This window comes from Pseudomonas sp. TE6283 (genome assembly GCF_054060555.1).
Window position 1 is genome coordinate 1 of sequence record NZ_JBSSDH010000006.1, and the last position, 25,469, is coordinate 25,469.

At 65.7% G+C, this 25,469-nt stretch carries 21 protein-coding genes; 8 read left to right on the forward strand and 13 right to left on the reverse strand.

Going from position 1 to position 25,469, the window contains the following annotated elements:
• Window positions 1-289: 289 nt before the first annotated feature.
• The 5 genes from ACVWZ5_RS10430 to ACVWZ5_RS10450 all read right to left on the reverse strand — a co-directional run bounded on the left by ACVWZ5_RS10430 (window position 290) and on the right by ACVWZ5_RS10450 (window position 4,046).
• Window positions 290-1,099 (reverse strand): OmpA family protein, encoded by an 810-nt coding sequence (locus tag ACVWZ5_RS10430; RefSeq protein ID WP_301141258.1) that lies wholly within the window; start codon window positions 1,097-1,099, stop codon window positions 290-292.
• Window positions 1,096-1,449: a DUF4398 domain-containing protein gene (locus ACVWZ5_RS10435; RefSeq protein WP_050704797.1), complete on the reverse strand. Its 354-nt coding sequence runs from the start codon at window positions 1,447-1,449 to the stop codon at window positions 1,096-1,098. The genes ACVWZ5_RS10430 and ACVWZ5_RS10435 overlap by 4 nt, the downstream gene beginning before the upstream one ends.
• 9 nt (window positions 1,450-1,458) lie before the next feature.
• Window positions 1,459-2,280 (reverse strand): substrate-binding periplasmic protein, encoded by an 822-nt coding sequence (locus ACVWZ5_RS10440; protein ID WP_062574664.1) that lies wholly within the window; start codon window positions 2,278-2,280, stop codon window positions 1,459-1,461.
• 86 nt (window positions 2,281-2,366) lie between these two features.
• The gene (locus ACVWZ5_RS10445; RefSeq protein ID WP_028692906.1) at window positions 2,367-3,296 is read right to left on the reverse strand and encodes an electron transfer flavoprotein subunit alpha/FixB family protein; all 930 of its coding nucleotides are present in this window, start codon (window positions 3,294-3,296) and stop codon (window positions 2,367-2,369) included.
• Window positions 3,297-4,046 (reverse strand): electron transfer flavoprotein subunit beta/FixA family protein, encoded by a 750-nt coding sequence (locus tag ACVWZ5_RS10450; RefSeq protein WP_062574665.1) that lies wholly within the window; start codon window positions 4,044-4,046, stop codon window positions 3,297-3,299.
• 542 nt (window positions 4,047-4,588) lie between these two features.
• On the opposite strand from ACVWZ5_RS10450, the gene ACVWZ5_RS10455 reads away from it, so the two are divergent.
• Window positions 4,589-6,253 carry an electron transfer flavoprotein-ubiquinone oxidoreductase gene (locus tag ACVWZ5_RS10455; RefSeq protein ID WP_062574666.1) on the forward strand — a complete coding sequence of 555 codons (1,665 nt, stop codon included), beginning with the start codon at window positions 4,589-4,591 and terminating at the stop codon, window positions 6,251-6,253.
• Window positions 6,254-6,316: 63 nt separating this feature from the next.
• On the opposite strand, the gene ACVWZ5_RS10460 is transcribed toward ACVWZ5_RS10455, so the two are convergent.
• The 4 genes from ACVWZ5_RS10460 to ACVWZ5_RS10475 all read right to left on the reverse strand — a co-directional run bounded on the left by ACVWZ5_RS10460 (window position 6,317) and on the right by ACVWZ5_RS10475 (window position 10,721).
• Entirely contained in the window at window positions 6,317-7,966 is a 1,650-nt protein-coding gene (locus ACVWZ5_RS10460; protein WP_062574667.1) for a hypothetical protein, read from the reverse strand.
• A gap of 242 nt (window positions 7,967-8,208) precedes the next feature.
• Window positions 8,209-9,534, reverse strand: coding sequence for an MFS transporter (locus ACVWZ5_RS10465; RefSeq protein WP_062574668.1), 1,326 nt, complete (start codon window positions 9,532-9,534; stop codon window positions 8,209-8,211).
• 53 nt (window positions 9,535-9,587) lie between these two features.
• Window positions 9,588-10,073: a hypothetical protein gene (locus tag ACVWZ5_RS10470; RefSeq protein WP_062574669.1), complete on the reverse strand. Its 486-nt coding sequence runs from the start codon at window positions 10,071-10,073 to the stop codon at window positions 9,588-9,590.
• 171 nt (window positions 10,074-10,244) lie between these two features.
• A complete protein-coding gene (locus tag ACVWZ5_RS10475) occupies window positions 10,245-10,721 on the reverse strand; it encodes a sigma-70 family RNA polymerase sigma factor (protein ID WP_062574670.1) in 477 nt (158 codons plus the stop codon).
• Window positions 10,722-10,934: 213 nt separating this feature from the next.
• Here ACVWZ5_RS10475 and ACVWZ5_RS10480 point away from each other — a divergent pair, with 213 nt between their 5' ends.
• From ACVWZ5_RS10480 to ACVWZ5_RS10490, 3 genes are read left to right on the forward strand one after another with little or no spacing between them, the layout of a single operon-like run.
• Window positions 10,935-12,113 (forward strand): efflux RND transporter periplasmic adaptor subunit, encoded by a 1,179-nt coding sequence (locus ACVWZ5_RS10480; RefSeq protein ID WP_062574671.1) that lies wholly within the window; start codon window positions 10,935-10,937, stop codon window positions 12,111-12,113.
• Window position 12,114: 1 nt separating this feature from the next.
• Window positions 12,115-14,076 carry a MacB family efflux pump subunit gene (locus ACVWZ5_RS10485; protein ID WP_457340595.1) on the forward strand — a complete coding sequence of 654 codons (1,962 nt, stop codon included), beginning with the start codon at window positions 12,115-12,117 and terminating at the stop codon, window positions 14,074-14,076.
• A 3-nt stretch (window positions 14,077-14,079) separates the two neighbouring features.
• Window positions 14,080-15,483, forward strand: coding sequence for an efflux transporter outer membrane subunit (locus ACVWZ5_RS10490; protein ID WP_084942217.1), 1,404 nt, complete (start codon window positions 14,080-14,082; stop codon window positions 15,481-15,483).
• A 72-nt stretch (window positions 15,484-15,555) separates the two neighbouring features.
• On the opposite strand, the gene pvdP is transcribed toward ACVWZ5_RS10490, so the two are convergent.
• Complete coding sequence (pvdP, locus tag ACVWZ5_RS10495; protein ID WP_062574674.1) at window positions 15,556-17,178, reverse strand: pyoverdine maturation tyrosinase PvdP; 1,623 nt, start codon at window positions 17,176-17,178, stop codon at window positions 15,556-15,558.
• Window positions 17,179-17,313: 135 nt separating this feature from the next.
• On the opposite strand from pvdP, the gene ACVWZ5_RS10500 reads away from it, so the two are divergent.
• Window positions 17,314-18,246 (forward strand): siderophore-interacting protein, encoded by a 933-nt coding sequence (locus ACVWZ5_RS10500; protein ID WP_084942218.1) that lies wholly within the window; start codon window positions 17,314-17,316, stop codon window positions 18,244-18,246.
• An 84-nt stretch (window positions 18,247-18,330) separates the two neighbouring features.
• On the opposite strand, the gene ACVWZ5_RS10505 is transcribed toward ACVWZ5_RS10500, so the two are convergent.
• From ACVWZ5_RS10505 to ACVWZ5_RS10515, 3 genes are all read right to left on the reverse strand, one after another.
• Window positions 18,331-19,731: an aspartate aminotransferase family protein gene (locus tag ACVWZ5_RS10505; protein WP_084942219.1), complete on the reverse strand. Its 1,401-nt coding sequence runs from the start codon at window positions 19,729-19,731 to the stop codon at window positions 18,331-18,333.
• 228 nt (window positions 19,732-19,959) lie between these two features.
• On the reverse strand, window positions 19,960-21,282 hold the full coding sequence (locus ACVWZ5_RS10510) for an ATP-binding protein (protein WP_084942220.1): 1,323 nt from the start codon (window positions 21,280-21,282) through the stop codon (window positions 19,960-19,962).
• Window positions 21,279-21,962 (reverse strand): response regulator, encoded by a 684-nt coding sequence (locus tag ACVWZ5_RS10515; RefSeq protein ID WP_062574678.1) that lies wholly within the window; start codon window positions 21,960-21,962, stop codon window positions 21,279-21,281. The genes ACVWZ5_RS10510 and ACVWZ5_RS10515 overlap by 4 nt, the downstream gene beginning before the upstream one ends.
• Window positions 21,963-22,159: 197 nt before the next feature.
• On the opposite strand from ACVWZ5_RS10515, the gene dsbD reads away from it, so the two are divergent.
• From dsbD to dsbG, 3 genes are read left to right on the forward strand one after another with little or no spacing between them, the layout of a single operon-like run.
• A complete protein-coding gene (gene dsbD, locus ACVWZ5_RS10520; protein ID WP_062574679.1) occupies window positions 22,160-23,878 on the forward strand; it encodes a protein-disulfide reductase DsbD in 1,719 nt (572 codons plus the stop codon).
• Entirely contained in the window at window positions 23,878-24,708 is an 831-nt protein-coding gene (locus ACVWZ5_RS10525; RefSeq protein ID WP_062574680.1) for a TlpA family protein disulfide reductase, read from the forward strand. Before dsbD ends, ACVWZ5_RS10525 begins: the two co-directional genes overlap by 1 nt.
• 1 nt (window position 24,709) lies before the next feature.
• Window positions 24,710-25,468: a thiol:disulfide interchange protein DsbG gene (gene dsbG / locus ACVWZ5_RS10530; RefSeq protein WP_028692889.1), complete on the forward strand. Its 759-nt coding sequence runs from the start codon at window positions 24,710-24,712 to the stop codon at window positions 25,466-25,468.
• The last annotated feature ends 1 nt before the right edge of the window (window position 25,469 follow it).

The following is a 25,469-nucleotide window of genomic DNA, read 5'->3' on the forward strand; positions in this document are numbered from 1 at the left end:
GGGCGCAGCGCTTGACGGGCATCCATGCCCGTCACCTCCCTCCGCAAGAACTCCGCTCGGCCTCCTGAAGTCGCAATTGGCGGCGCCTGAACTATTGTGCACTTAGAAGCAACAGCAAGATCAAGATCAAGATCAAGATCAAGATCAAGATCAAGATCAAGAAATGCGAAGTGGTAGTTAGCCGATTGGCAATAAAGGAACGAGCTTGACCCTATTGCTTGCAAACCCGCTTCTACAAGTCATGTATAACTTCTTGTAGGAACGGGCTTGCACGAAATCAAAGCAGACTTTAACGCGCTGGCGCGAGTTTACCCTTGTCATCGGAGAAGACGATCTCGACCCGACGATTCTGCGCCCTGCCCCGCTCCGAGGCATTGGCCTCCACCGGATACTGGTCACCATAACCCTCGACCTGGATCCGCTTCTCGTCTACCCCCAGATCGACCAGCATGTCGGCGACCGACTGGGCGCGATCACGGGACAGCTTGAGGTTCTCTTCCGCAGCGCCAGTGCTATCGGTGTAACCCTCGATCCGCACCACCCGCCGTGGATTGAGCTGAAGGAACTGCACCAGCTTCAGTACAGTACGGCTGGCAGAATTCTTCAGGTCGGCCTGGCCGGTATCGAACAGCACGTCACCCAGAGTCATCACCAGGCCACGATCCGTCTGCTCCGACGCCAGCGCGACAATCTGCGCCTCGACGAACTTGCCCTGCTGCTGGACGCTGGCCAACTTGGCCTCGCGCAGCGCCAACTGCAGGCGCTGGCGCTCCAGATCAAGCTTGGCCAGACGCTCCTGGTTCAACGCCAGCTTGGCATGCTCGCTGGCAATCTCGCTGTAGCGCTGGCTCAGGTAGGCGTAATGACGCACATCGCTGCCGGTGCCGACATAGCCAGCCAGACGCTCCGCGCGCGCCAACGACTCGCCGGCGCGGATCACATCGCGAGGCGCGCTGCGCAGCACATCGGAATCGTCCTTGACCTTCTGGAACGCGGCACTGGCGTCGCCCAACGCCGACTCGCTGCGCTGGCTGGCACAACCCTGCAAACCGGCCAGGGCCAGCAAGGCCAAGGCCGCCATGGGCTTGAGGCGCTTCATGGCTGCACCTCCAGTTGCTTGCGCAGGCGCTTGATCCGTGACTGCATCGCCTGCAGCTGCTCCTCGCTCTTCTGGTTCAGCACCCGCGCCTCGGCCAGGCGCGCATCGAGCTCGGCCTGCTCGGCGCGCATGCGCGCATCGCGATGGCTCTCGCCAAGCATGTTGCTCTTGGCCCGGGCCAGCTTGTCTTCGGCCAACTTGAACTCCGGCACCTGCTCATTGGCGCCGACCGCCTTGGCCTGCTCCAACGCCTGTTCCGACAGGCGCAGCTGTTCATTGGGTGCCGGGTCGTTGGCACAGCCGGCCAGGCCAAGCACGGCCAGGGCGAGCATCAAGGGTTGGATTCTCACTCACGCTTCCTACTGTTTGGGGGCACCCTGCGACGCCTGCATCTGCGCCTTCCAACGCTCGACATTGCGCTGCAGCACAGCCTCGCTCGCCCCGGAGATCGGCAATTCTGTCAGTTTTTTCGCCAGTTGTCCGCGCAACCAGCTGTCGTTGCACGCCGAGTTGTGCGAGACCGCCAGGTACAGCCCCGGACGGTCCACCGGCAAACCCCGGGCGATGAGGTCGTTGCCCACGCCCAGGCTCTGCGCCATGGCCATGCCCGAGTAGCGCCCGGCCAACACATAGTCGACCTGGCCGAGCACCAGCTTCTGGAAGGCCTGCGTCAGGTTCTGCGCCGGCTCCAGCTTGAGCTGGGCCTTGGCGAAGGCATCGAAGGCCGGGGTCAGGCGGGCCTTCTCGGACAGCGCGCCGCGGTACTGGGCGAGGTCTGCCGGGCCCTCGAACACCAATGTGGCGTCGTGGCGGGTCCAGACCAGGTACTCGTTGAGCTGCAAGGCCGGATGGATGTAGTCCAGGCTGGTCAGCTGGGTGACCTGCATCGGCGTGTCGAGCAGCAGGTCCATGCGCCCGCTGCGCACTTCCTCCAGGGCCTGCTCGCGCTTGCCTGCGTGCAGCACCTCGATCTTCACCCCAAGCTCGGCCGCCACCTGGCGCAGCAGGTCGACATTGGCGCCAATCAGGTGTTTCGGATCCTGCGGGTCCTGCCAGGAGTACGGCGGCGCATCCGGGCTGCCGGTGGCGACCAGGCGCTCGCACTTGCCCACCGCCAAGGCCTGCGTCGACAGCAGCGCCAGCACGCAGGCCAGCCCTCCCTTGCTCCAGCGAAACGCCATGCAACCTCTCCCCGCCCCTGAAAAAACCATGAAAAAACCCGGACCGCCAAGGGCGGGCCGGGTTCTTTATAAGTGAAGCAGGCGGATCAGACCAGCTTTTCCAGCTCCGGAACCGCTTCGAACAGGTCGGCAACCAGGCCGTAGTCGGCGACCTGGAAGATCGGCGCCTCTTCGTCCTTGTTGATCGCAACGATCACTTTCGAGTCCTTCATGCCGGCCAGGTGCTGGATCGCGCCGGAGATACCGACGGCGATGTACAGCTGCGGCGCGACGATCTTGCCGGTCTGGCCGACCTGCATGTCGTTCGGCACGAAGCCTGCGTCGACCGCCGCGCGCGAGGCGCCGACGGCGGCGCCGAGCTTGTCGGCCAGGGCGTACAGGTGCTTGAAGTTGTCACCGTTGCCCATGCCGCGGCCGCCGGAAACGACGATCTTGGCGGCGGTCAGTTCGGGACGGTCGGACTTGGCCAGCTCTTCGCCAACGAAGGCCGACTTACCGGCGTCATGGGCGGCAGCGACGGCTTCGACAGCGGCCGAACCACCTTCGGCGGCCACGGCGTCGAAGCCGGTGGTACGCACGGTGATGACCTTGACTGCAGCGCTCGATTGCACGGTGGCAATGGCGTTACCGGCATAGATCGGACGCTTGAAAGTGTCGGCGGATTCGACAGCGATGATCTCGGAGATCTGGTCGACGTCCAGCAGCGCGGCAACACGCGGCAGGATGTTCTTGCCATTGGTGGTGGCCGGGGCCAGCACGTGGCTGTAACCCTTGGCCAGTTCGACCAGCAGCGGCGCGACGTTTTCCGGCAGGGCGTGGGCGTAGGCGGCGTTATCGGCAACCAGCACCTTGGCTACGCCGGCGATCTTGGCGGCGGACTCGGCGACGCCACCGACGTTCTGGCCGGCGACCAGCACGTGGATATCACCACCGATCTTGGCGGCAGCGGCGACAGTGTTCAGGGTGGCCGGGGCTACGGCACCGTTCTCGTGTTCAGCGACAACCAGGATAGTCATTTAGATTACCTTCGCTTCGTTCTTCAGCTTCTCGACCAGTTCGGCCACCGACTTGACCTTGATACCAGCGCTGCGGGCGGCAGGCGCTTCGACCTTGAGGGTCTTGTTGGTGGAGGCGATGGACACGCCCAGCGCGTCTGGAGTGATGGTCTCCAGCGGCTTCTTCTTGGCCTTCATGATGTTCGGCAGCGACGCGTAGCGCGGCTCGTTCAGGCGCAGGTCGGTGGTGACGATGGCAGGCAGGTTCAGCGCGACAGTCTGCAGGCCGCCATCGATTTCACGGGTGACGTTGACCTTGTCGCCGGCGACTTCGACCTTGGAGGCGAAGGTGCCCTGGGCGAAGCCGGTCAGCGCGGCGAGCATCTGGCCGGTCTGGTTGTTGTCGCTATCGATGGCCTGCTTGCCGAGGATGACCAGCTGCGGCTGCTCCTTGTCGACAACAGCTTTCAGCGCCTTGGCCACGGCCAGGGAGTTCAGGTCGTCAGCGGCCTCGACCAGGATGGCGCGGTCGGCGCCCAGGGCCAGGGCGGTACGCAGTTGCTCCTGGGCGGCGGTCGGACCGATGGAGACGACGACGATTTCGCTCGCCACGCCCTTCTCTTTCAGGCGGACGGCTTCTTCCACGGCGATTTCGCAGAAGGGGTTCATGGACATCTTGACGTTTGCAAGGTCGACGCCGGAGTTGTCCGCCTTGACGCGAACCTTGACGTTGTAGTCGACCACTCGTTTGACAGCTACAAGAACCTTCATGGATTCCTCGTTACTCTCCGGTGAAAAGAAGATCGCCTGGGGACTGCCCGGCGAATGCGCGTGGGTACAAGGGCACCTCTAAAAACGTTCCGACGCCGACAAAGCTCAATTGACCGATCAGTCCTGTTTCGACCCTTGCGGGTAAAACCCGCGGGTCATTTTCTGTCGTGGCGTGTAGACTCCACTACAAAACCTGATTCGGCCCGTAAACCCTGCTCCACGCCTGGTCTTTAGGGGTGCACCTGCGCCCGACGGTCAGCCTACGGCGAACGCGAAAGCGCTCGTATCTTGACCGTAACACCCAATCCGGTCAATACGGCAAATTGGCCAGCCTCCAGCCGCCCACCTGCGATTCTACGGGCCTCCGGCAAATTCAAACAAACGTTTGTATTGGACCCGCCAAGTGGTGTAGATATAATGCGCGGCCAAGACAAAACGGTGTAGTCCATCACCTGCGAAGCTACAGCCTCTGCACGCCGCACGTGACCGTGAACACCCATAAAAGACAAGCAACGCGATGAGCCTTGAGTAGGAGAGAACCTGTGGAACGCGAATACATGGAATTCGACGTGGTCATCGTCGGCGCAGGCCCGGCGGGTCTGTCCGCCGCCTGCCGCCTGAAGCAGAAGGCCGCCGAAGCCGGTAGCGAGATCAGCGTCTGCGTGGTCGAGAAAGGCTCCGAAGTCGGCGCCCACATCCTCTCCGGCGCGGTGTTCGAACCGCGCGCCCTGAACGAACTGTTCCCCGACTGGAAAGAACTCGGCGCGCCGCTGAACACCGAAGTCAAACGCGACGACATCTATGTGCTCAAGGATGCCGGTAGCTCGACCAAGGTCCCCGACCTGTTCGTGCCCAAGACCATGCACAACCAGGGCAACTACATCATCTCCCTGGGCAACCTGTGCCGCTGGCTGGCCCAGCAGGCCGAGAACCTGGGCGTCGAGATCTACCCGGGCTTCGCCGCCCAGGAAGCGCTGTTCGATGAAAACGGCGTGGTCCGCGGCATCGTCACCGGCGACCTGGGTGTCGACCGTGAAGGCCAGCCGAAGGACGGCCTGTACACGCCGGGCATGGAACTGCGCGCCAAGTACACCCTGTTCGCCGAAGGCTGCCGTGGCCATATCGGCAAGCAGCTGATCAAGCGCTTCGACCTGGACAACGAGTCCGACGTCCAGCACTACGGCATCGGCCTCAAGGAAATCTGGGAAATCGACCCGGCCAAGCATGAGCAGGGCCTGGTGGTGCACACCGCCGGCTGGCCGCTGGATGTGATGAGCGCCGAGAACACCGGTGGCTCCTTCCTTTATCACCTGGAGAACAACCAGGTGGTGGTCGGCCTGATCGTCGACCTGTCGTACTCCAACCCGTACCTGTCGCCATTCGACGAGTTCCAGCGCCTCAAGCACCACCCGGTGATGAGTCAGTATCTCGAAGGCGGCAAGCGCATCAGCTACGGCGCCCGCGCCATCTGCAAAGGCGGCCTGAACTCGCTGCCGAAGATGGTTTTCAATGGCGGCGCGCTGATCGGCTGCGACCTGGGCACCCTGAACTTCTCCAAGATCAAGGGCAGCCATACCGCGATGAAGTCCGGCATGCTCGCCGCAGAGGCTGTGGCTGACGCATTGATTGCCGGCAGCGAAGGCGGCGACCAGCTCAACGGCTATGTCAGCGCATTCAAGGCCAGCTGGCTGCATGAAGAGCTGTTCGCCAGCCGCAACTTCGGCCCGGCCCTGCACAAGTTCGGCCCGTTGCTCGGTGGCGCGTTCAACTACATCGACCAGAACTGGTTCGGCGGCAAGCTGCCGTTCACCCTGCATGACACCAAGCCGGACTACGCCTGCCTCAAGCTCGCCGCCGACTCGAAAAAGATCGACTACCCCAAACCGGACGGCAAGCTCAGCTTCGACAAGCTCAGCTCGGTATTCCTCTCCAGCACCAACCATGAAGAGGAACAACCCTGCCACCTGAAGCTGACCGATCCGAATATCCCGATCGCCAGCAACCTGCCACTGTACGACGAACCGGCACAGCGCTACTGCCCAGCCGGTGTGTACGAAGTGGTCACCCAGGAAGACGGCAGCAAGCGCTTCCAGATCAACGCGCAGAACTGCGTGCACTGCAAGACCTGCGACATCAAGGATCCGGCCCAGAACATCACCTGGGTCACCCCTGAAGGCGCCGGTGGGCCGAACTACCCGAACATGTAAGCCCTGCCCTGGCAGCAAGCAAAAGCCCCTTGATCGTGAGACCCGGGGGCTTTTTCATGATCGCTATCCCTTGTACGAAACCACGGTTTGCGTGGTGTCCAGCCCCAGTTGTTCGAGCCGTTCCAGGACATGCCCCAGGCACTGCCCGCCATCGGGCTTGTAGTGTCCGGAGGCATCATTGACCAGACCAAGGATGTCGCTCACCGCGTTGCTGGTGGTCTTGCGGTCGATGCGCATTTCTCCGGCGCACACCACCGGCTGGCCACCGCCAAGCTGGCTGTGCCGGGTATAGCGCGTACGGTCCAGGGACTGGTCCCAGAACTTGACCAGAATGCTTTTTTGCGGGGTATAGACCCAGGTGTAGGCATCCTGGGCAGTATTGGGGCGCAGATAGGTCAATCTGCCGCTCTTGAGCTCATACGCCAGTATCTGACCGCGCTCCTCGCCGATCAGTTGGCAGACGCCATCGAGGGTTTCAGGCTGATAACTGCGCCATTTCAGCACGTCGATCAGCCATTGCTGCAACTGCACCGGGTAGGTGTAGCCGGCAAAGTCCAGGGGCGCCGAGATATCGGCCTTGCGCCAGTCCAGCCAGTTCACCCGGCCTTGCCATGCGACGCCGTCCCTGGCCTCGATCCAGCGGTTGTCGCTCCCTACCACGCGGTTGTTCAGTTGGTCATTGACCTTCAGGTCCAGCGACTGCATCTTCCAGGCCGGGCCGTACCCCCCCGCACTGGCCTGGTAGATCTCGACCGAGCGCAGCTCATCGGCATAGATCACGCTGCGCTGGAACATCTTGGCCAGGTCGACCTCGACCTTGAAGTGCGCCCCACGCTCGAAGTTGCCAGCCAACGGCTGTCGGTACTGGCTGCCATTGATCGAGAACGAAAGGGTATCACCTGTTCCGGCACTGTAGTCGACAGAGACAGCGAGGCACACGTTCAGTTTGTCTACGACCATGCTCGGCGCCTGACCCCGGCGGGGGAGCTGGGGCAGTCGTACCCGCCAGGCTTCGGAAGGCAGCGCCTCGCTTCGTCGCTGCAACCAGACCTCACCCGAAGTCGGCGCACTGCACAACGTACGACTGCCGTCACCATAGACAAGCTCGCCCTTTGAAGACAGCCGCCAGCGATCTCCCGAAGCTGCGCTCGCCTTGCCGCAGATTCCAAGCCCCAGAGCCTGCCCTGTGGTGGCATTGACCAAGTGCCCGCTCTTGTAGACCCACAGCATGGTCTTGGGATCAGGGTTCACGGCCAGGCACACGCCCTCCTCGTCCGCCATCAGGTAATCATGGCCATTGGTGAGCATGAACGGGATGCCGCTGGGCAGGCCGTTCACGGAGCCCCCGGCACCACCACTGCCATCCAGAGCCTTCAACTGGGTGAATTCAAGCGTTTGCTGGCGCTGCGCACTGTCGGTCAACAGCACCGCATGACTGTTGCTGGCCAGCTGGATACGGCTGATGTGGCGAAAGTCATGGAGGGGGTGTACGCCGGTCAATTGCTTGCCGTCACCGTAGACCACCACCCAGGCCTGGTCATGGTGGTTGCGGGACTCCAGCACGAAGGCCAAGCTACGACCCCAGCGAATAACCGGGGTCCTGGCCTGATCATCCGGTTTCGAACTGGCGGGGTTCGCAGCCGAAAAACTCATCTGGGGCGGAAACACCGGCAGTTGGGCCCGCGTCATCCAGGCGATGTTGAAACTGGACATGCATTCTTCTCCTGACTGTATGAACGGAGGGGTCCGTCAACGATCAGTCGAAATTACGCCCACATCCACGAAGGCGCTGTAGGGGTGCAGAGCTGCGGACGCTCAAAATCACTACCCTGCCTGTAGGACCTGTTGACTGCCCGGGCGTATCAGGCAGTCCTGACTTCATCGATTCGGCCAATAGGTTATTCCAATAACCCCCGCCCGGAAGTCTGCCTCACTGCCCAGCAGTCATTGCCGCCTTATTTGTCACCACACATGAGCGGCAACGACTGCGCAGCGAACTCCAGCGGCTCACGGCGCCCGAAATACAGCGCCGTCAGCAATCCGACCATGCCCATGACCATACAAAAGCCGACACACACCCATGGGCTCCAGGGCATCAAGGCGATCAGCGCCAACGGCGTGGTGCTGGCCCACAGGGCGTAGGCGACGTTGTAGGTGAAGGAGATGCCCGACACCCGGATCTCGGCCGGGAACAGCCCAACCATCACCGACGGCACCACCCCCACCACGCCACAGGACAGGCCAGCCAAGGCATAGGCCGCCCAGGTCTGCCCCCACTGCCCCACCAGGCTGGCGTACAAGGCGCCAATACCCAACGGCAAGAGCAGGCAGTAGAGCATCAGTGCCCGCCAGGCACCGATACGATCCACCAGCAGCCCAGCCAGGACGCACCCAATATTGAGGAAGACGATGCCCACACTGCTCAAGGCGAAGGTGTGCCCGGCTGTCATGCCGAACCGCTGTTGCATCACGGTCGGGGTAATCACCACCAGCACCACCACCGCCGAGGTCAGCACACAAGTCAGCAGCGCGGCTGGAATCAAGGCCCGTCGGTGAGTGCCCAGCACCCGTCGCAGGGGGAAGGCCACCGGCTGCTCCTGCTGCGCCCGCAGGGCCAGGAACACCGGGGTTTCACTCAACCAACGACGCAGCCAGACACCGATCACGCCAAACACACCGCCTAGCAGGAAGGGATAGCGCCAGGCGTAGTCGAGGATCTCCTGGGGCGTGAAAAGCTGCGCCAGCAGGGTCGCGGTCAGCGCCCCGAGCAAGTAGCCGAAGGTCAGCCCGGCCTGCAGGAAGCCCAGTGCATAGCCGCGACGTCCAGGGGGCGCATGTTCGGCGACGAAGGTCCAGGCGCTGGGCACCTCGCCGCCGACCGCCGCCCCCTGCAGGATGCGCAGGGCCAGCAGGATCAGCGGCGCGGCGTAGCCGATGTCGGCGTAGGTCGGCATCACCCCGATCAGCAGGCAGGGCAGCGCCATCATCAGGATGCTCAGGCTGAACACCCGCTTGCGCCCCAGGTGGTCGGCGAAATGGGCCATGAGGATGCCACCCAGCGGCCTGGCCAGGTAGCCGGTGACGAAGATCCCGAAGCTCTGCAGCAGGCGCAGCCACTGCGGCATCTCGGGCGGGAAGAACAGCTGGCTGAGGGTCAGCGCGAAGAACACGAAGATGATGAAATCGTAGATTTCCAGGGCGCCGCCCAGCGCGGCCAGCCCCAGGGTCCGGTGGTCGCGACGGCTGAACCGTGGCGGGCGGGTGGTATCGATGGCAGTCATGGCAGCTTCCGCAGCGAGGCAAAAGGCCAGAGGATAGCAAATCAACCCGCTGCTCAGGGATTGCGGCAGAACACCGTCTGCGCGAGATTGGTGCGCCGCCGGGCGTGGTTCGACGCCCCCGCCAACCCCGGCGGCAACGGCAACTGCCCGACCAGCACCGGCATGTCGATGATCGCCATGAACGACTCCAGCGCCTCGCTGTCGGGCGCATGGGGCAGGCTGATGCTGACGGCATGGCGATCGCTCGGCGGTACGGCCGGCACTTTCAGGTGAGGTGAATGGTAAAGCAGTGCATGCTGGATCTGCGAACTGACCCGGCAGAAACGCGCCAGGTCGACCCCGGCATGACTGGCCAGCTCGATGTTGCCCACCAGCAGGTTGAAGGGTTCCAGGGCGCTATGCACCAGGCGCTGCAGGTCGTCGAAACTTTCCACCGGGGCGATCCGGTAATAACCCAGGCCATTGAGCATCTTCTCCAGCTGCAGGCGCTGGCCGGGGTGCTCGTCGGCGATGAGGATGCGCATGGATTTGTTAGGCATCGTCCGGACCTGGGCAGTTGGGTGGTAACGGTAGCTCCATGACCATACTGCGCCGGCAACGGCAACGTCAGGCGGGATGCCTGAACGGGGGGTCTTTATTGATAGTTGTCGTGAACCCGGGAGAAATCAAGTCGCCCACTCACGGAATTTTCACATCCGCAGGCGGCCCCCTCAGGACTCCCACTGGCGCATGCGCACACGGCAGTGCTTCATGGCATTGACGATGTGCTTTTCCACCAGGCTGCGGGAAATGCCCAGGCGCTCGGCGATCTGCTGGTGCGACAGGCCATCGAGCTTGCGCAGCAGGAAGCTGTCGCGGCAAGGCCCGCTCAATTCATCCAGCGCCTGGCGCATCAGCGCCAGGCGCTGGTCGAGCTGCATGCTCTGGGTCAACGCCGGGGTATGCCAGCGCTCGTCGCTGTCAAGCACCTCCAGCGGCTCGGCTTGACGCACCAGATGTCGACGATGATGATCGACCACGAGATTCATGGCCGTGCGATAGAGGAAGGCGCGCGGGTGTTCGATATGCTCACCCTCCGTACGCTCCAGCACCCGGATGTAGGCATCGTGGGCGACGTCTTCGGCCGACTGGCGATTACCGAGTCGGGCGGACAGGAAGCTCACCAATTCGCGATAGTAATGTTCCACGACGGCACCTGGCGTCACCCTGCTCCTGCGTTGCAAGCCAAGGGCAGAGGTCTGGATGATATCAGCGTGCGATCTTACAAATTATAATTATTCGCAGCAACACGCAGCCCCCTTCTCTGCGCTAAATCGCCATCGATATCATTCGTTTAACTGGGACCCCCGAGCGCACGCCCCATCGCTGCACTCGGCCACTACCTCCGGCTGGAAGCCCGCATGACACGCACATCCAATACCCGCCGCCGAGTGCTGATCGGCGCCCTGGGCCTGGCCGGCCTCGGCAGCCTGGTGGCCTGGCAGGTCCTGCCGCTCGGCGGCGCGCCGGTCAGCACCGTGCCGGTGATCCGCGCCGACATCGAAAGCAGCGTCACCGCCCTGGGCACCCTGCAACCGCGCCGCTATGTCGATGTGGGCGCCCAGGCCTCGGGGCAGATCCGCAAGCTGCATGTGGAGCCCGGTGACGAAGTGCGCCAGGGCCAACTGCTGGTGGAGATCGACCCGTCCACACAGCAGGCCAAGCTCGATGCCGGGCGCTACTCGATCGAGAATCTCAAGGCCCAGCTCGCCGAACAGCGGGCGCAGTACCGGCTCGCCCAGCAGCAATACAAGCGTCAGCAGGATCTGGCCGCGGCCGGAGCCAGCCGCCAGGAAGACCTGCAGACGGCCGCGGCGCAACTGAAGGTGACCCAGGCGCGCATCGACATGTACCAGGCGCAGATCCGCCAGGCCCAGGCCAGCCTGCGCAGCGACGAGGCGGAGTTGGGCTACACGCGGATCTACGCGCCCATGAGCGGCACCGTGGTGGCGGTGGACGCCCGCGAGGGCCAGACCCTCAACGCCCAGCAGCAGACACCGCTGATCCTGCGCATCGCCAAGCTGTCGCCAATGACCGTGTGGGCGCAGGTATCCGAAGCCGACATCGGCAAGGTCAAGCCGGGCATGACCGCCTACTTCAATACCCTGGCCGGCGGCAAGCGGCGCTGGACCAGCACCGTGCGGCAGATCCTCCCTGTGCCACCCAAGCCCCTGGACCAATCCAGCCAGGGCGGGGGCAGCCCGGCCAGCACCACGGCCGGCACCACGGGCACCAAGGTGGTCCAGTACACCGTGCTGCTGGACGTGGACAACCCCGACGGCGCCCTGATGGCGGAGATGACCACCCAGGTGTTCTTCGTCGCCGGCCAGGCCAGCCAGGTGCTCAGCGTGCCATTGGCCGCGCTGGACGAGACCCCCGAAGAGGGCTTGCGCCTGGCCCAGGTGCTGAACGGCAAGGGCCAGGTCGAAGCGCGCCAGGTGCGCACCGGCTTGAGCGACCGCCTGCGGGTGCAGATCCTCGAGGGCCTGAACGAAGGCGAGCGCCTGGTCATCGGCCTGCCCGCCGCCAGTGGGGGTTGAGATGGCCACGCCCCTGATCGAGCTGTGCGACATCCGCAAGGTCTACGGCGGTGTCGATTCGCCCAGGGTCGAGGTGCTGCGCGGCATCAGCCTGAGCATCCATCCCGGCGAGTTCGTCGCCATCGTCGGCGCCTCGGGCTCCGGCAAGTCGACCCTGATGAACATCCTCGGCTGCCTCGACCGCCCCACCTCGGGCAGCTACCGCTTTGCAGGCCGGGACGTGGCCGAGCTGGACAGCGACGAGCTGGCCTGGCTGCGCCGCGAAGCCTTTGGCTTCGTGTTCCAGGGTTACCACCTGATCCCCTCGGGCTCGGCCCAGGAGAACGTCGAGATGCCGGCCATCTACGCCGGCACCCCGCCCGCCGAACGCCATACCCGCGCCCGCGCCCTGCTCGAACGCCTGGGGCTGGCCAGCCGCACCGGCAACCGTCCGCACCAGTTGTCCGGCGGCCAGCAGCAGCGGGTGTCGATTGCCCGCGCGCTGATGAACGGCGGGCACATCATCCTCGCCGACGAACCCACCGGCGCCCTCGACAGCCACAGTGGCGCCGAGGTGATGACCCTGCTCGACGAGCTGGCCAGCCAGGGCCATGTGATCATCCTCATCACCCATGATCGCGAGATCGCGGCCCGCGCCCAGCGGATCATCGAGGTGCGCGACGGCGAGGTGGTCAGTGACTCGGCCACCCCGTCATCGGCCGATGCCCCGCCCCGACAGGTGCAAGCCGACGACCTGCGCCAACGCCTGGACTTCGGCGCCACCCAGCGCGGCGCCTGGAAAGGCGAACTGGCAGAGTCCCTGCAGGCCGCCTGGCGGGTGATGTGGATCAACCGTTTCCGCACCACCCTGACCCTGCTCGGCATCATCATCGGGGTGGCCTCGGTGGTGGTCATGCTGGCGGTCGGCGAAGGCAGCAAGCGCCAGGTCATGGCCCAGATGGCCGCCTTCGGCTCGAACATTCTCTACCTCAACGGCAAGCACTCCTCCGAGGAACTGACCGGCATCGTCACCCTCGATGATGTCGACGCCATCGGCGAACTGCCGCAGGTCAAGCGCGTCATGCCGGTGATCGGCGACAAGCTCATGGTGCGCCACGGCAACAAGGGCGAGCAGTTCTACGTCGGCGGCAACAACACCGGATTTCCCGAGATTTTCAACTGGCCGGTGGTCGAGGGCAGCTTCTACAGCGAGGCCGACGAAGCCAACGCCGCCGCCGTGGCCGTGATCGGACAGAAGGTGCGCGAGAAGATGTTTGGCGCAGGGAGCAATCCGCTCGGCCAGTACCTGCTGATCGGCAACGTGCCGTTCCAGGTGATCGGCGTGCTCCAGGGCAAGGGCGCCAGCTCCGGCAGCGAGGACAGCGACGAGCGCGTGGTGGTGCCCTACTCCGCCGCCTCCATCCGCCTGTTCGGCAGCCGCGATCCGGAATACGTCACCATTGCCGCCCTGGACTCCGGCCGGGTCAAGGAAACCGAGCAGGCGATCGAGCGCCTGATGCTGCAGCGCCACCAGGGCAAGCATGACTTCGTCCTGACCAACGATGCCGCGCTGATCCAGGCCGAGGCCCGCACCCAGAACAGCCTGTCGCTGATGCTTGGGGCGATCGCCGCGATCTCGCTGCTGGTCGGCGGCATCGGCGTGATGAACATCATGCTCATGACCGTGCGCGAGCGCACCCGCGAAATCGGTATCCGCATGGCCACCGGCGCGCGCCAGCGCGACATCCTGCGCCAGTTCCTCACCGAGGCGGTGATGCTGTCGATGGTCGGCGGCGTGACCGGCATCGTCCTGGCCCTGGCCATCGGCGGCGGCCTGTTGCTGGCCGACATCGCCGTGGCCTTCGCCCTGCCCGCCATCCTCGGCGCCTTCGCCTGCGCCGTGATCACCGGCGTGATCTTCGGATTCATGCCGGCCCGCAAGGCCGCCCGCCTCGACCCGGTCAAGGCCCTTACCAGCGAATAGTTCATGACGATTCCCAGCCGTACCAGCCTGTTGACCCTGAGCCTTTGCCTGGCCGCCTGCAGCAGCCCGCCGCCACCGGCGGCGAACATCGACACGCCACCCGCCTGGCAGGGGCCGGCCACAGCCCAGCCCCTGCCTGACAGCCAGTGGTGGCGCGCCTTCGCCAGCACCGAGCTGGACCGGCTGGTCGAACGCGCCCGCCTCAACAGCCACGACCTGGCCGCCGCCGCGGCGCGGGTGCGCAAGGCCCAGGCCAGCGCCGTGATCGCCGGCGCGCCATTGCTGCCCGAGGTGCAGTTGGGCCTGAACGGCAGCCGCCAGCGCTTGCTGCGCGGCGAGGGCAACGACCAACTCGACGCCAGCAGCAACGAACGCACCAGTACCTCGTTCGGAACCCGCCTGAGCGCCAGCTACGAGATCGACTTCTGGGGCGGCCTGCGCGCCACCCGTGACAGCGCCCTGCGCAGCCTCGACGCCAGCCGCTTCGATCGCCAGACCGTGGAGCTGACCCTGGTCAGCGCCGTGGCCGACAGCTATCTGCAAGGCCTGGCACTCGACGAGCAACTGCGCATCGCCCGCCTCAACCTGAGCAACGCCCGCGACGTGCTGGGCCTGGTCGAAACCCGTGAACGCTCGGGCTCGGCCACCCGCCTGGAACTGGCCCAGCAGCGCAGCCTGGTGGCCGCCCAGGAGCGCCAGTTGCCGCTGCTCGAACAACGCCGTCAGGACAACCGCATCGTCCTAGCCACCCTGCTGGGCGATCCTGTGCAGGCGCTGCCCGCCACCGACGAAACCATCGGCAACGTGCAGTGGCCAACCATCGGCAGCGGCGTGCCCAGCGAACTGCTCGGCCGCCGCCCGGACATCGCCGCCGCCGAGGCACGCCTGGCGGCGGCCAGCGCCAATATCCAGGTAGCTCGGGCGGCGATGCTGCCGCGCCTGATACTGGGCGCGGACCTGGGCAGTGGCGCCCGGACCGTGCCCAATATCTTCGACAGCCCCTACTACACCCTCACCGCCGGGCTCACCGCGCCGATCTTCAACAACGGTCGGCTGAGTGCCGCCCGGGACGTGGCCCGCGCCGAACAGCAGGAGTTGCTGGAGCTGTACCGCGCCAGCATCCTGGCCGGTTTCTCGGATGTGGAGAAAGCCCTGAACGCCATCGCCGGCGTGGAGCGCCAGCGCCGCTGGCAGGACCAGGAAGTGGAACAGGCGCGTATCGCCTTTGATTTGGCCCAGCAACGCTACACCGCCGGTGCAGAGACCCTGCTCACCGTACTCGAGACCCAGCGCACGCTGTACCTGGCCCAGGACCAGCAAGCGCAGCTGCGCCTGGAGCAGTTACGGGGGAGCGTGGCTTTGTACAAGGCACTGGGCGGAGGCTGGCAGGCGCCGCAGACGCTGTAGGAGCAGGCTTGCCCCGCGAAAGCGCCAGGCCAGAGAACTTCATTGTCTGGTCTGGCGCTTTCGCACGGAGCCTCAGGAAACGATGTTCTTCAACGAAAGGTGTCGCGCATACCAGGGCCGTTGCGGCACCTTGCGCAGCAGGTTGTCGAGCTTGTCCTCGTCACCGAAGGTGATGCGCAGGGCCAACTTCATGGTCTCCACGTCCATCTCCACCGACTTGCCCGGGCGCATGCCCGGCTGCGTGCTGCAGCCATGGGTATCCGGACCCAGCCAGGGATCATCGACCTCCACCCAGCGCCCGGGAGCGAACCAGGGCACGCCGTTGACTTCGAGGCGACGTACCTGACCGGGGTGATGGCGCTCATGGGCACGGAACCAGTCGTCGATGCGATCGTCGATCCAGCCGTGGAACCCCCAGAAGACCGGGTGCACATGGGATGAGAACGGATCACCGAGGAAGTCGTTCTCAGGCTCGAACCAGCGCGCGGCGAAGTCCGCCTGGTCGCGGGCGAACGGCACCGGCGCGCCATTGTTGGGATCGCGCGGCACCGACGCCCAGCACATGTGCAGCCAATCGTGCAGGTTCATCTCCAGTTCCGAGCCGAAGGCGCCCAGGGTCAGTTTCGACAGGTACACCGGGTCCTGGTACTGCGACTCCCACACCTGGAAGTTGCTGCAGTAGGTCTCGCCGGCCTTGATCGCTCCCACCCACTGGCCATAGGCGTCGTCGCCCGGCGCCTGCCAGCCTGGCGGCACGCAGTAGCCGTCGTGGTTGTCGAAGTAGCGGGCGAAACCTGCTCGATCGAACTCGACGCTTGGTTGCGGTAGCGGAAAGCGTTGCCAGGAAGGCAGGTCCTGCAGTGTGCGGGCATACATCAGCATGTGCCGGTGCATGAACAGGAAATCGATACCCGAACCATTGCGGTGCTTGCGCGGGCCGCGGGCATCACGCTCACGGTCGCGCGGCCCAGGTTGCCAGCCCAGGCCACGCAGAGCGTTCTGCTTGGTCTGCGGCAACTTGTGCCACTGGTCTCGGGTGGCATGCCAAAGCTGGTGGAACAGGCGATGCTCAGCGCCGACCACCCACTCGCGCATTTCGGGGGTATAGGGCAGACGCTCGCGGGCCTCGGGGAACAGACGCTTGACCGCGACGAAACGGCTGTCGGGCACCGGCAGGGTCAGCGGTCGATCCAGGCGCTGTACGCGGCCACTCAACGTGCCGCTACCGGCATTGGCGAACTCGGCCCAGACCTCGTCGAGACTCGCCACGCATTCATAACCCGGCCCGCCGTGCTGGTTGACCAGGCGCCAACGCACCTCGGTGCTGCTGGCACCGACCAGGTCACCGAGCACACGATAGGCCGGCTCGGCAGCACCGCGAAGCCCCTCGCCGGTATCGACGAATCCGCGCAGGCCACGCCCCTTGGTGGCGACGTCGAGGAACATCTCGACGCCCTGTCGAGGCAGCCCGTCAAGTCCTCGTTCTGCACCGTCGAAGCGGATCTCCCACACACCGCGCAGCCGGTCGGCCAGGACCTGCCCGGCATAGTCGGCCAGTTCCACGCTGGCCTCGCCGGGCGTGACGATATCGTCTTCAGGGTCGTGGGTCAGCTGCTTGTGCGCGTAATAGGCCGCCGTGCCTGTGGCGCCCGCCACTGCCAGGCCAGCGATGAATCCTCGTCGGGAAATTGTCATTGCGCCTCAATCCGTCTTCGCGTGCCGCGACTTCTATCCAAGCTAGGACGTAGATAGGCCGGGAAAATTTAGCTGTCTAATTAACCACCCGGCGCGCTCGTCTGTTGGTTATCTCCCGCTGACAGAGGCATACCCATGACCTCCCTGCACGATCGCCTGACCCAACCGCTCAAGGCCACGCCCTACCGCGTCTTCGACATTGATCTGAAGACCATTGAACCCTTGAGCCCGTCGCTGAGCCGCTTTGTCTTCACTGGCGAGGACGTGGCGCAGATGACCACCCTGGCCCCCGACCAGCGCGTCAAGCTGCTGTTTCCGACGCCCGCAGGAGCACCGCCAAGCCTGCCCAAGCACGCGCAATGGCAACAGGCGCGGCGCGAGCTGGCGGCGCAGGACATGCCACCGATGCGCACCTACACCATCCGCGCCCTGCGCCGCGAAGCCCTTGAGGTAGAGGTGGACTTTGTCCTGCATGGCGTCAATGGCCCGGCCTCGGCCTGGGCCACCCATGCCCGTCCGGGTGACCGCCTGCAGATGGTTGCACCCAACCTGGCCTATGCCGACGACCCCGGCGGCTACGAATGGAAGCCGCCGCACAGTATCCGGCGCATCCTGCTGATCGGTGACGAAACCGCCCTGCCGGCCATCGCCGGCATCCTCGAGCAGTTGGCCACGAACACGCCGGAACTACAGGTGGAGGCCTTTATCGAAGTGCCGCTGGAAGCCGACTGCCTCGACCTGCGCCACAGCCCGGCCACCCGCCTGCACTGGCTGCCGCGTGACCTGCTGCGCAGCGAACATGGCCAGGGCATGCAGCACGCCGTGCGCGAACTGGCCAGCCTGCCGGCGGTGCGCGGCGCATCGACGGTCGAGCTGGAAGACGTGGATATCGACGAGCGCATCCTCTGGGAACAGGCCAGCGGCGAGCACGGCGACTTCCATGCCTGGATCGCCGGGGAGTCGGGGACCGTCATGGATATCCGCCGACACCTGATCAAGGAGCGCGGACTGCCAAGGGAGAGCCTGACGCTGATGGGCTACTGGCGCGCCGGGCGCACGTTCGACTGAAACCTGCGCCCTGCAGGACCCGTGGGAGCGGCGTTGCGCGACACAAGGCCGCTCCTACAGGGGGTTTCGCCTGGATCCGGACACTCAGCCAGCCGATACCGCCGCCGCGACGGCCTCGGCAAACCTTGCCGCCACCTCGTCGATCTGTTCGGCACTGATGATCAGCGGCGGCAGGAAGCGCACCACCGCACCATGGCGGCCGCCCAGCTCGAGGATCAGGCCACGGCGCAGGCATTCGCGCTGCACCTTCGGCGCCAGCTTGCGGCAGGCCGGCGGATGGCCTTGGACGTCGCGCTTGCCCGCCGGATCCACCAGTTCCACGCCCAGCATCAGGCCACGGCCACGGATATCGCCAAGCTGCGGATAGTCCTGCTGCAACCGTTGCAGGTGCCCACGCAGGCGCTGGCCCATGGCCTCGGCGTGCTCGCACAGGCGGTGCTCCACCAGGTACTTCATCACCGCCGAGCCCGCGGCCATGGCCATCTGGTTACCACGGAAGGTGCCGGCATGGGCACCCGGCGACCACTGGTCGAGCCAGTCGCGATAGACCATCACGGCCAGCGGCAGGCTGCCGCCAATAGCCTTGGACAGGGTGACCACGTCGGGCACGATGCCGGCGTGCTCGAAGGCGAACATCTTGCCGGTACGGGCGAAACCGCTCTGGATCTCGTCGACGATCAACGCCACCCCGGCCTGCTCGGTGATCCGGCGCAACCCGCGCAACCACTCGATATCGGCGGGGATCACACCACCCTCGCCCTGCACAACCTCAACGATCACTGCCGCCGGCAGCGCAACGCCGGCCTCCGGATCGCACAGCAGGTTTTCCAGGTAGTGCAGGTTGGCGCGCACGCCCGCCTCGCCGCCGAGGCCGAACGGGCAGCGGTAGTCATAGGGATAAGGCAGGAACTGCACGCCATTGTTCAGCAACGCGCCGAGCGGTTTTTTCGGCCCCAGGCTGCCCATCAGGCTCAGCGCGCCCTGGGTCATGCCATGGTAGGCCCCCTGGAATGCCAGCACGGTGCTGCGCCCGGTGACCGTGCGCACCAGCTTGAGCGCAGCCTCGACCGCATCGGTACCGGTCGGGCCGCAGAACTGGATCTTCGCTTCCCGGCGCAGACCCTCGGGCAGCAGGGCGAACAGGTCCTGGACGAACTGGTCCTTGACCGGCGTGGTCAGGTCCAGGGTGTGCAGCGGCAGTTCGTCGGCCAGCACGCGCTGGATCGCGTCGATCACCACCGGATGGTTGTGCCCCAGGGCCAGGGTTCCAGCACCTGCGAGGCAATCGATGAACTGGCGGCCCTCGACGTCCTCGACGTACAGGCCACGGGCGCGCTTGAGCGCCAGGGGGATGCGCCGGGGGTAGCTGCGGGCGTTGGATTCCTGCTGCTGCTGGCGCAGCAGCAGGGGCGAATCCTCGAATTCGTACAGGGGGCGCGGCGCGGTGGCCGGCAGCACCTGGGCAAGGCTGGAAGCGGTCGACATCGGAAAAACCCTCGCAAGCAAGCGAATGTGCCCGCCACGCGCCCTGTAACCGGATGTGTGTCGGGTTCTTATCGCTTGAAAAACGCTTCAGCGAGGTGCGGATTTAGCGGTTGTCGTGGGATTTGTTGTAGATGTGCGGCCTCTGTCGCGGAGCAAGCCCGCTCCTACGGGCTCATGCACCACGCTGCGTGGGAGCGGGCTTGCCCCACGATGGGTACAGCGCCGAACTCAACTTCCCGAACGCGCCGGCACCTGCAGGCTCACCCGCAAACCATCGGCCCGGCTGTCGAACCGCAGGCTGCCAGAGCAGCGCTGGACGATGGCCTGGACGATCGCCAGCCCCAGCCCGCAACCTCCGCTCTGGCCGTTGCGCCAGAAACGTTCGGTCAGGTGTTCGAGATCTTCCTGGGCAATCCCCGGCCCATGATCGCGCACCAGGAAGTCCACCTGCCCGTCCTGCGCCTGTACCTCCAGCTCCACGGCGGCATCGCCGCCATGGCGCAGGGCGTTGTCCAGCAAGTTGCGCAGCGCCGCCACCGCCAGTGGTGCCGGCATGCTCAGGTAGACCTTGGCCGCCGCCTCGGGCAGGCGCAGGTGAATGCGCCGGTTGTCGCCGCCACCAGCATCCTCGATGGCCTGCCGGGCAACCTGCTCGGCGCTGCACTGCACGCCATCGTCGAAGGACAGGCTGCCCTCGACCCGCGCCAGCATCAACAGTTGCTCCAGCGTACGGTGCATGCGGTCGGTCCCGTGCTCGGCATGCTCCAGCGCTTGCTCACGCACGGCGCCATCGGTCATCCGCGCCACCTGAAGGTGGGTCTTGATGGCGGTCAGCGGGCTGCGCAGCTCATGGGCGGCGTCGTCAGTCAGGCGACGTTCGCGCTCGATGGTCTGGGCGATGCGCAGGAACAGCTGGTTCTGGGTATCGAGCAGCGGTTGCAGCTCGCTGGGCAGGCCGGCCACCTGCAACGGCTCGACGCTGTCGGCGCGGCGCCTGCGCAAGGCATCACGCATGCGATTGAGCGGCTCCAGCCCCTTGCCCAGGCCGATCCACAACAGTCCCAGGCTGCCCAGCAAGGCCATCAGCACCGGCGCCGAGGCCGCCAGCAGGATTGACTGGTTCAGCGCCTCGCGCTCCTGGTGCCGGTCGGCGGTGGTGATGCGCACATCGCCATGGTTGTAGGTGAAGGTACGCCAGGAGGCGCCATCGATGGTCTGGTCACGGAAGCCGCTGCGCTCGTCGTCCATGGCGCCGTCGTGCTTGTGGTTGCTGGCGAGGATCTCGCCGCGCAGCGAGCTCACCTGACAGGCCATGCCGTCCGGCACGCTGAACTGGTCGGCGGAAAAATGCGCATCCTGGCCCTTGGCAGTCAACGGTTGCGGCAGCTGGTCGATCAGCCCCGCGACCATGCGCGCCGATGCCACCAGGCGCTGGTCGAGGGAGAACATCATCTGCTGGCGCAGGTCGCGCAGCATCCAGGCAGCCGCCAGCGCCCAGATGACGATGAACACACTGCCGAGAATCAGTGACAGGCGAACCCGCAGGCTCATGACGCGCGCTCCTCCGGTGCCTGGGCCGGCCCCAGGCGGTAGCCAAGGCCGCGTACGGTCTCGACGATGCTGTTGCCCAGTTTGCGCCGCAGGTGGTGGATATGCACGTTCAGCGCGTTGCTTTCGACCTCGTCGCTGAAACCGTAGACGCAGTCCTTCAGTTGCTCGCTGGACAGCACGCGCCCCGGGTTTTGCAGCAATGCCTGCAGCAGCGCCTGTTCGCGGCGCGACAGGTCCACCGCCTGGCCGGCCAGGGTGGCCTCGCAGCTGCTGGGATCGTAGCGCAGCGGGCCATGCTCGATGACGTTCACCGCCCGCCCGGCGACGCGACGCAGCAGGGTATGCAGGCGAGCGGCCAGTTCGCGCAGGTCGAAGGGCTTGAGCAGGTAGTCGTCGGCGCCGGCCTGCAGGCCGTCGACCCGGTCGGTGACCGCGTCGCGGGCCGTGAGCACCAGCACCGGCAGGGTCTCGCCCTGCTGGCGCAGGCGGCGCAGCAGCTTGAGGCCGTCCTCGTCGGGCAGGCCCAGATCGAGGATCATCACGTCGAACTTCGCCGTCCCGAGCACCTGCCGGGCCTGCGAGGCGCTGGCCACCCGGTCCACGGTCAGCCCCTGGGCCGAGAGGCCGGCGCAGATGCCGCTGGCGATCAGGTCATCGTCCTCGCAGAGCAGAACGTGCATATGGGGTCTCCTGGGTGGGGAAGCTGGCATTGCACAGGGTGGCGATTAAGGGGGGATTATGAACGGATTTGGAGGACTTCGTCGGGCTGATAGCATCGGGACAGACAAGGCTGTCGCCGGTCCTAAGACCAACTTAACCTTCAGTTAATAACCCAAGGCCAGCATGGCCCTCTTCAAAGCTCTGCCAAGGCGTCGACATGCGTGTTCTCCTGCTCTTCCTGACATTCCTGCTCGCCGGCCCCCTCCAGGCCAACCCCTTTGCGGTCAAGCCGGACTTCCTGCCGGTCAACGAAGCCTTCGTCCTGACCCACGATCGCCTGGAAAACGGCCAGATGCGCCTGCATTTCCAGATCAAGGACGGTTACTACCTTTACCAGAAACGCCTGAAGTTCGACGGCCTGCCCCCTGAGCAGCACCCCGTACTGCCCCAGGCCGAGAACCACCACGACGAGTTCTTCGGCGACAGCGCAGTCTATCGCTCCGAGCTGGAACTGCTGCTGCCGGCCGGCGCCGGCGGTGAACTGCGCCTGGGCTGGCAAGGCTGCGCCGACGCTGGCCTGTGCTACCCGCCGCAGACCACGCCGATCGCTCTCGGCGGTAGCGCCACGCCAGTCGCCGCTGCCGAACAGGCCAGCGACCAGGCGCTGGCCGGCACCCTGCAACGGGACAGCCTGGCCTGGAGCCTGCTGGCATTCTTCGGCCTGGGCCTGCTGCTGGCCTTCACCCCCTGCTCGCTGCCGATGCTGCCGATCCTCGCCGGACTGGTCCTGGGCAACGGCGCCAGCGCCCGGCGCGGCTGGTGGCTGGCCGGTGTCTATGTGCTGAGCATGGCGCTGGTCTACGCCGCCCTGGGCGTGATCGCCGCGCTGCTGGGCGCAAGCCTGCAGGCCTGGTTGCAACAGCCCTGGCTGCTGGGCAGCCTGGCCGGCCTGTTCGTGCTCCTGGCCCTGCCGATGTTCGGCGCCTTCGAACTGCAGTTGCCGTCCGCCCTGCGTGACCGCCTGGACCGAGCCGGACAAGGCACCCGTGGCGGCAACCTCTACGGTGCGGCATTGCTGGGCGCGTTGTCGGGCCTGCTGCTGGGACCTTGCATGACCGCGCCACTGGCCGGCGCGTTGTTGTTCATCGCCCAGAGCGGCGATGTGCTGCAAGGCGCGCTGGTGCTGTTCAGCCTCGGGCTGGGCATGGGCGTGCCATTGCTGTTGCTGGTCACCCTGGGCAACCGCTACCTGCCACGCCCGGGTGCCTGGATGAACCTGGTCAAGGGCTTGTTCGGCTTCGTGTTCCTGGCCATGGCCCTGTACACCGTGCGTGGCCTGCTGGCGGAAACGCTGGTGCTGGCCCTGGCCGGCGCCTGGCTGATCGCCCTGGGCTGGGCCGCCTGGCCGGCCCTGCAACGCCTGCCCGCCTTGCGCGCCATTCCTCTGCTCGGCGCCCTGTGGGGTGGCCTGCTGCTGGTGGGGGCCGCTGCCGGGGGCAACGACCTGTGGCAACCTCTACAGCCCTTCGCCGGCAAGGGCACGGCAGCAGCCCCGGCCAACGCCCACGACGCCTTCGTCACCGTGAGCGCGCCGGCCGACCTGCAACGTGAGCTCGATGCCGCCAAGGCCCGCGGCCAATGGGTGCTGGTGGACTACTATGCCGACTGGTGCGTGTCGTGCAAGGTCATGGAAAAGCAGGTGTTCGGCCGTGGCGATGTCCAGGCCAGTCTGGCCGGCGTGCACCTGCTGCGCCTGGATGTGACCGCCGACTCCCCGGCCAGTCGCGAACTGCTGCAGCGCTACCAGGTACCAGGCCCGCCCAGCCTGATCTGGATTGGCCCGGAAGGCGACGAGCGCCGCGCCCGCCGCATCACCGGCGAGATCGACGCCACCGGCTTCCTGCAACACTGGGCCCAGACCAGGAGCCAAGGCTGATGCTGACCGTCACCCTCGGGCCACTGACCATGGCCCTGAACCACCTGCTGCTGCTCGCGGCGCTGGGCATCGCCAGCCTGGTCGGCTGGCGGGTGGCCAGGCGCGGCGGCGAGAATCCGGAGTCGGCGCTGTTCAACCTGTTCCTGCTGGGATTGCTGTTCGCCCGCCTGGGCTTCGTCCTGGCCTACTGGCCGATGTACCGCGACGACCCGCTGCAGGTCATCGACATCCGCGACGGCGGCTTCCTGCTCTGGGGCGGCCTGCTGGGCATCGTCCTCGGCACCCTGTGGCAGGGCTGGCGGCGCCCCGGCCTGCGCCGGCCACTGGGCTGGGCGTTGTTCAGCGGCGCGCTGTTCTGGGGGCTGTCCAGCCTGGCCAGCCACCTGTACAGCAAGGGCACCGAGCTGCCGGACCTGAGCCTGCGCGACAGCCGCGGGCAGGTGGTGGCCCTGCACAGCTACCGCGGGCGACCGCTGGTGATCAACATCTGGGCCACCTGGTGCCCGCCCTGCCGGCGCGAAATGCCGGTATTGCAACAGGCCGAGGACGACTACCCCCACGTGACCTTCCTGTTCGTCAACCAGGGAGAAACCCCGGAGAACGTCAGCACTTTCATGGCCACCACTGGCCTCACCCTGTCCCACGTACTGTTTGACGGCACTGGCGAACTGGCCCGCAAGGTCGGCTCCATGGCCCTGCCCACCACCCTGTTCTACAACGCCGAAGGGCGGCTGGTCGGCAGCCACCTGGGCGAACTGTCGCGCGCCAGCCTGCGCCACGCCCTGGAACCCTTCGAACGCGCCGATGCGCCCGCCCCACAAGGAAACTGACATGCGATTGAATGCGCTGCTGCCCCTGACCTTCACCCTGCTCGCCGCGCCCCTGCTGCACGCCGAAGAGCTACCCAAGCCGATCCAGCAACTGCAGGCCAAGGGCGCCGTGATCAAGGGCAGCTTCGACGCCCCCAATGGCCTGCGCGGCTATGCCGCCGAGTACCACAACAACGGCATCGCCCTGTACCTGACGCCCGACGGCAAGCACGTGCTGGTGGGCAGCCTGTTCGACGAGCAGGGCAAGGACCTCAGTGCCGAGCCACTGGAAAAGCTGGTGTACGCACCGATGAGCAAGGCGGTCTGGGCGAAGATGGAAAAGACCGCCTGGATCCAGGACGGCAAGGTGGACGCACCCCGTACCGTCTACCTGTTCAGCGACCCCAACTGCCCCTATTGCAACATGTTCTGGCAGCAGGCCCGGCCCTGGGTCGAGTCGGGCAAGGTGCAGCTGCGCCACATCATGGTCGGCATCATCCGCGAGGACAGCCCGGGCAAGTCCGCCGCGCTACTCGCCGCCAAGGACCCGGCCAAGGCCTTGCAGGAACACGAGAAGGCCGGCAAGGCCAGCACGCTCAAGGCGCTGGACAAGGTGCCGGAGACGGTTCAGAAGAGGCTCGAGGCGAATCTGGCGCTGATGGAAGAACTGGGCCTGGCCGCGACACCGGCGATCTTCTACCAGGATGAGCAAGGGCAGTTGCAGAGCCAGCAAGGGGCGCCGCGGCCGGAGATGCTGGGGAAGATACTCGGCAAGCGTTAAA

What these genes read in the sequence shown, in the direction of transcription:
- pvdP (WP_062574674.1), bottom strand. Translation starts at nt 17,178, where the DNA reads ATGACAATTTCCCGACGAGGATTCATCGCTGGCCTGGCAGTGGCGGGC.
- ACVWZ5_RS10500 (WP_084942218.1), top strand. Translation starts at nt 17,314, where the DNA reads ATGACCTCCCTGCACGATCGCCTGACCCAACCGCTCAAGGCCACGCCC.
- ACVWZ5_RS10440 (WP_062574664.1), bottom strand. Translation starts at nt 2,280, where the DNA reads ATGGCGTTTCGCTGGAGCAAGGGAGGGCTGGCCTGCGTGCTGGCGCTG.
- ACVWZ5_RS10430 (WP_301141258.1), bottom strand. Translation starts at nt 1,099, where the DNA reads ATGAAGCGCCTCAAGCCCATGGCGGCCTTGGCCTTGCTGGCCCTGGCC.
- ACVWZ5_RS10470 (WP_062574669.1), bottom strand. Translation starts at nt 10,073, where the DNA reads ATGCCTAACAAATCCATGCGCATCCTCATCGCCGACGAGCACCCCGGC.
- ACVWZ5_RS10460 (WP_062574667.1), bottom strand. Translation starts at nt 7,966, where the DNA reads ATGTCCAGTTTCAACATCGCCTGGATGACGCGGGCCCAACTGCCGGTG.
- ACVWZ5_RS10515 (WP_062574678.1), bottom strand. Translation starts at nt 21,962, where the DNA reads ATGCACGTTCTGCTCTGCGAGGACGATGACCTGATCGCCAGCGGCATC.
- ACVWZ5_RS10445 (WP_028692906.1), bottom strand. Translation starts at nt 3,296, where the DNA reads ATGACTATCCTGGTTGTCGCTGAACACGAGAACGGTGCCGTAGCCCCG.
- ACVWZ5_RS10490 (WP_084942217.1), top strand. Translation starts at nt 14,080, where the DNA reads ATGACGATTCCCAGCCGTACCAGCCTGTTGACCCTGAGCCTTTGCCTG.
- ACVWZ5_RS10465 (WP_062574668.1), bottom strand. Translation starts at nt 9,534, where the DNA reads ATGACTGCCATCGATACCACCCGCCCGCCACGGTTCAGCCGTCGCGAC.
- ACVWZ5_RS10510 (WP_084942220.1), bottom strand. Translation starts at nt 21,282, where the DNA reads ATGAGCCTGCGGGTTCGCCTGTCACTGATTCTCGGCAGTGTGTTCATC.
- ACVWZ5_RS10480 (WP_062574671.1), top strand. Translation starts at nt 10,935, where the DNA reads ATGACACGCACATCCAATACCCGCCGCCGAGTGCTGATCGGCGCCCTG.
- ACVWZ5_RS10450 (WP_062574665.1), bottom strand. Translation starts at nt 4,046, where the DNA reads ATGAAGGTTCTTGTAGCTGTCAAACGAGTGGTCGACTACAACGTCAAG.
- ACVWZ5_RS10505 (WP_084942219.1), bottom strand. Translation starts at nt 19,731, where the DNA reads ATGTCGACCGCTTCCAGCCTTGCCCAGGTGCTGCCGGCCACCGCGCCG.
- dsbD (WP_062574679.1), top strand. Translation starts at nt 22,160, where the DNA reads ATGCGTGTTCTCCTGCTCTTCCTGACATTCCTGCTCGCCGGCCCCCTC.
- ACVWZ5_RS10525 (WP_062574680.1), top strand. Translation starts at nt 23,878, where the DNA reads ATGCTGACCGTCACCCTCGGGCCACTGACCATGGCCCTGAACCACCTG.
- dsbG (WP_028692889.1), top strand. Translation starts at nt 24,710, where the DNA reads ATGCGATTGAATGCGCTGCTGCCCCTGACCTTCACCCTGCTCGCCGCG.
- ACVWZ5_RS10485 (WP_457340595.1), top strand. Translation starts at nt 12,115, where the DNA reads ATGGCCACGCCCCTGATCGAGCTGTGCGACATCCGCAAGGTCTACGGC.